Source organism: Longimicrobium sp. (genome assembly GCF_036280135.1).
In the GTDB taxonomy this organism is placed as follows: Bacteria; Gemmatimonadota; Gemmatimonadetes; order Longimicrobiales; family Longimicrobiaceae; genus Longimicrobium.
Window position 1 is genome coordinate 1 of the sequence record NZ_DASURI010000567.1, and the last position, 4,082, is coordinate 4,082.

Sequence of the window (4,082 nt, forward strand, 5' to 3'; positions counted from 1 at the left end):
CCTTCTCCTCCTCCTGCCGCGTGCGCTCCCCCTCCTGCTCGCGGACGAACTCCAGCGAGCGGGTGTCCTTGAGGTAGGTCATCTCCGTCACGCGGCGCGTAAGGCGCTCGTTGACGGCCCACGCGGAGGTCGCGACGAACAATCCCGCCGCGGCCACCACGAACAGCATCAGCGTGAGCGCCGACAGCCGGTGGTCGTGGATGATGCGGCGCACCCGGCCCCCGGGCGTGTAGTTGCGCCGCTCGGGCACGCCGTCCGGCCGCCGCCGGTATGGATAGCTCTCGTGTTCGTCCATTCCTGCTCCTGCTCCCGGGCCGCCGTGTACCGCGCGGCCCTTTCAGGGGATCCGAAAAAGGCTCAGTAGATGTAGACCGGCGTGTCCTCGTCCACCGCGTCGAAGATGGCCGCCAGGTCACTCGTCTGCGCCATGAAGGCGCCCGGCTTGACCGCGTCCTTGAGCGGCCCCTCGCGGGGCTGGCTGTAGATCTCCGTCCCGTCGTCCAGCCGGATGACGTACGTGCCCAGGCCGCCCCGCACCCTGCGCTCGCTCTCCGACGGCACGGGCTGGCCGCGGCTCACGTACACCCACTCGGGGATGGTGTACGTGGGCGAGTTCTGCCGCTCGGCGATCTTGCGCTCGCCCACGGGGCGGATCAGGCGCCAGGTGCGGCCGTCCGGCGCGCGCACGGTGCTGTCGGGGCCAATGGTGAGCTTTGCGCGCCGCAGCGTCGCGCGGCCCATGCGCAGCTCCAGCACGGAGTCTTCCAGCACGATGGCCAGGTGCCGCTTCTTTTGCTCCAGCGAGCGAATGCGCATGTCGCGGCGCAGCACGGCCACGGCCAGCGCCGTGCGCTTTTGCTGGTGCGCCAGCAGCGAGTCGCGGGTGGCCTTTTGCGCCTCGGTGAGCTGCGCGTTGAAGTGCGCCGTTTCCGTGCGGTACTTCGGCACCCGCATTCCCACCGCGGCCGCGCCGGCCACGAACAGCGCGGCCAGCACCAGCGTGCCCCAGAAGAACACGGGATGCTCGCGGCGAAGTCCGCGTCGAGGGGGTCGAGGATCGTTCATGCTGCCTTGTTCGTTCCGTCCGTCGGTAAACGGGTGAACCCGTCCGCCGCCCGTGCAAACGGCGTTCCACCGCGACGTTAACCCCGTTTGCGCAACAACTTACGCACCCTCCGCGATCCTTGCGCACGGCGGATATCGGCCGCGCATTGGCGGATCGTCGCGCCGCCGCGCATCTTTCCGGATCGCATGCGGTTGCAGGCTGTTCCCTGCGACCTGTCCCTGTACCCCGCAGTTCCGCCGGCCATGAATCGCACGTTCTGGATGCTGGGATGCCTCTTCGGCCTGATGGCGGTCGCCGCCGGCGCGTTCGGCGCGCATGCGCTGCGGGCGCGGCTGGGGCCGGACCTGCTGGCCGTGTGGGAGACGGCCGCGCGCTACCAGATGTACCACGCGCTGGCGCTGCTGGCGGTCGCCATGGCGGCGGGGCGCTGGCCGGGCGGCGGGTGGAACGCGGCGGGATGGCTGTTCGTGGCGGGCACGGTCGTCTTCAGCGGCAGCCTGTACGTGCTGGCGCTGAGCGGGGTGCGGTGGCTGGGCGCCATCACGCCCATCGGCGGGGTGTGCTTCCTGGCCGGCTGGGTGATGCTCGCCCTCGCCGCGCGCAACGCGGGGTAGACGAGCGCGCGGCGGAGCGGACCACCCACGACAGCGGGGCAGCTTTCGCGGACGGAGGGCAGAGATCGCGCGGCAGGCGAGCGCCCCCCATCCCCCACCCTTCCCCCATAAACGGCATGGGGGAAGGGAGAACTTCGTCTCGGCTTGGGGCGGATCGCGCCGGCAGCAACCCGCTCGTTCCTCACGGAGAGGGGAGAACATCGTCGGGGGATGATGCAGTTCAACCTCCCCCAGGGGTTTTGGGGGAGGTGGGCGAGTTTTACGAGCCCGGAGGGGGCGCCCGCGCGATGCCGATCCATCCGCGCGGGATCAGATGATGTAACCTCAACGGCCGCGCACCCTTCCGCATCGCGGATGGGTGCGCGATTTTATACGGATGGATCTACACGTTCTGCAGGATGAAGTGGCCGCGTGCCGCCGATGCGCGCGGCTGGTGGAGTGGCGCGAGCGCGTGGGCGTCGAAAAGCGCAAGTCGTTCCGCGACCAGGAGTACTGGGCGCGGCCCGTCCCCGGCTTTGGCGACCCGCACGCGCGGCTCATGGTGCTGGGGCTGGCGCCGGCCGCGCACGGCGCCAACCGCACGGGCCGCATGTTCACCGGCGACCGCAGCGGCGACTTTCTCTACGCGGCCATGCACCGCGCCGGCTTTGCCAGCCAGCCCACGTCCGCGCACCGCGGCGACGGGCTGGAGCTGCGCGACGCGTGGGTCACCAGCGCCGTGAAGTGCGCCCCGCCCGACAACAAGCCGCTCCCCGACGAGCGCGACGCGTGCGCCGTCTTTACCCGGCGCGAGATGGCGCTGCTGGCGAGCGTGCGCGCCGTCGTCTGCCTGGGCGGGTTCGCGTACGAGGCCGCCATCCGCCTGCTGCGCGAGATGGGCCGCGCGCTCCCGCACCCCCTGCCAAAGTTCGGGCACGGCGTGCTCGTGCCCATCGAGGGCGGGCCCACGCTCGTGCTGAGCTACCATCCCAGCCAGCAGAACACCTTTACCGGCCGCCTGACGCCGGAGATGCTGGACGACGTGTTCCGCATCGCGCGCGGCGTGATCGAGGGCTGAACGGGGATGCGGATCGGCGGACGCCCACCCGGCACGGTGCCGGGCGCGCGTTCTTCATCTGGTGATGCGCATCGTCCCATCGGCCGATGCGCATCACGGACGTTGACGCCGAGCCGGTTGTCCGATGTCCGTCCGCCTGCTACCGTACGGAGCAGCAGCCCTGTCCCCCCTCCCTCCCACGACCTCCCATGCTTTCCGGAACCATTCAGCCCGCCCCGTCCGGCGTCCGCGGCTTCGACGCCAACACGCCCATCAGCGCCAGCGCCGCGGCGGAGTTCGTCGCCCGGGGCTACACGTTCTGCCTGCGCTACGTGGGCCGCACGCAGATGGCCTCGCACGACCTGTCGGCGGACGAGGCCAACGACATCCTGGACGCGGGCCTGGCGCTCATGCCCGTGCAGCACGTGCTGAACCCGGGCTGGTGGCCCACGCAGTCGCTGGGCGCGCAGTACGGCGCCAACGCGGCCGCCTTTGCCCAGCAGATCGGCGTTCCGGCAGGGGTGAACGTGTGGTGCGACCTGGAGTGCGTGGCGGACGGCACCAAGGCGGCGGACGTGGTGGCGTACTGCAACGCGTGGTACGCCGGCGTGGCGGACCTGGGCTACGTGCCGGGGCTGTACGTGGGATACCAGCCCGGGCTCTCGGGCTCGCAGCTGTACAACAGCCTCAAGTTCCAGCACTACTGGGCCGCGTACAACGTGGATGGCGTCAGCAACCCCAAGCCGCGCGGCTGGCAGATGATCCAGTCCGTGGGCAGCGGCACCATCGCCGGCATCACCACCGAGGCGTACGACGCCAACGTGACGCAGACGGACGGCAAGGGCGGCACGCCGCTCTGGCTCAAGCGCTGAGCACGCGGACGGTGGACGAAAAGAACGCGGCGGCATCCCGTGGGGTGCCGCCGCGTCCGTTTCCCGCCGGGCAGGCGCGGAGGCCGGGATCAGCCCGGCACGCCCAGTCCGCCGACGACGTCGAACTCCGTGGAGTGGAACTCGCCGGTCAGCATGGGCATGGCCTCGGCGATGGCGGCCTGTACGGCGGGATGGTCCAGCGACGCCCGATGAGCCTGGCGCGAGGTCCACACCTCCGTGACGTAGATCACGTCGGGCTTCTCGTCCGACACGCCCACCAGGTACAGGTCGCACCCCAGCGCGCGCATGGCGTCGCCGTCGCGTGTGAGGATGGCGACCACCGCGTCCCGCTGTCCCGCCCTGACGTGCATCGCGACCGACATTCCGTAGCGCATTCGCCCACGCTCCCTGGCTGGAGTTGGAGGTGCCATCCGCACGAGAAGGTAGGCGATGACGAGGAGCGACGCACGCCCCTCACCCCGCTCGAGGCCCTC

The 4,082-nt window shown here is 70.7% G+C and carries 6 protein-coding genes; 3 read left to right on the plus strand and 3 right to left on the minus strand.

Features of this window, described 5'->3' with window-relative positions:
- Together VFZ20_RS18335 and VFZ20_RS18340 are read right to left on the minus strand one after the other, a co-directional pair.
- Positions 1 to 295, minus strand: a 295-nt coding sequence (locus VFZ20_RS18335; RefSeq protein ID WP_329685375.1) for a hypothetical protein, incomplete at its 3' end; no start/stop codon positions are given.
- A 62-nt stretch (positions 296 to 357) separates the two neighbouring features.
- Entirely contained in the window at positions 358 to 1,017 is a 660-nt protein-coding gene (locus VFZ20_RS18340; protein ID WP_329685376.1) for a hypothetical protein, read from the minus strand.
- A gap of 291 nt (positions 1,018 to 1,308) precedes the next feature.
- Here VFZ20_RS18340 and VFZ20_RS18345 point away from each other — a divergent pair, with 291 nt between their 5' ends.
- From VFZ20_RS18345 to VFZ20_RS18355, 3 genes are all read left to right on the plus strand, one after another.
- The gene (locus VFZ20_RS18345; protein ID WP_329685377.1) at positions 1,309 to 1,680 is read left to right on the plus strand and encodes a DUF423 domain-containing protein; all 372 of its coding nucleotides are present in this window, start codon (positions 1,309 to 1,311) and stop codon (positions 1,678 to 1,680) included.
- Positions 1,681 to 2,056: 376 nt separating this feature from the next.
- Entirely contained in the window at positions 2,057 to 2,737 is a 681-nt protein-coding gene (locus VFZ20_RS18350) for a uracil-DNA glycosylase (protein WP_329685378.1), read from the plus strand.
- A gap of 188 nt (positions 2,738 to 2,925) precedes the next feature.
- On the plus strand, positions 2,926 to 3,588 hold the full coding sequence (locus VFZ20_RS18355; RefSeq protein WP_329685379.1) for a DUF1906 domain-containing protein: 663 nt from the start codon (positions 2,926 to 2,928) through the stop codon (positions 3,586 to 3,588).
- An 89-nt stretch (positions 3,589 to 3,677) separates the two neighbouring features.
- Here VFZ20_RS18355 and VFZ20_RS18360 read toward each other — a convergent pair whose 3' ends face one another.
- Complete coding sequence (locus VFZ20_RS18360) at positions 3,678 to 3,983, minus strand: putative quinol monooxygenase (RefSeq protein WP_329685380.1); 306 nt, start codon at positions 3,981 to 3,983, stop codon at positions 3,678 to 3,680.
- Positions 3,984 to 4,082: the final 99 nt, after the last annotated feature.

Coding starts and splice junctions, on each gene's coding strand:
- VFZ20_RS18360 (WP_329685380.1), bottom strand. CDS start 3,983: ATGCGCTACGGAATGTCGGTCGCGATGCACGTCAGGGCGGGACAGCGG.
- VFZ20_RS18355 (WP_329685379.1), top strand. CDS start 2,926: ATGCTTTCCGGAACCATTCAGCCCGCCCCGTCCGGCGTCCGCGGCTTC.
- VFZ20_RS18345 (WP_329685377.1), top strand. CDS start 1,309: ATGAATCGCACGTTCTGGATGCTGGGATGCCTCTTCGGCCTGATGGCG.
- VFZ20_RS18350 (WP_329685378.1), top strand. CDS start 2,057: ATGGATCTACACGTTCTGCAGGATGAAGTGGCCGCGTGCCGCCGATGC.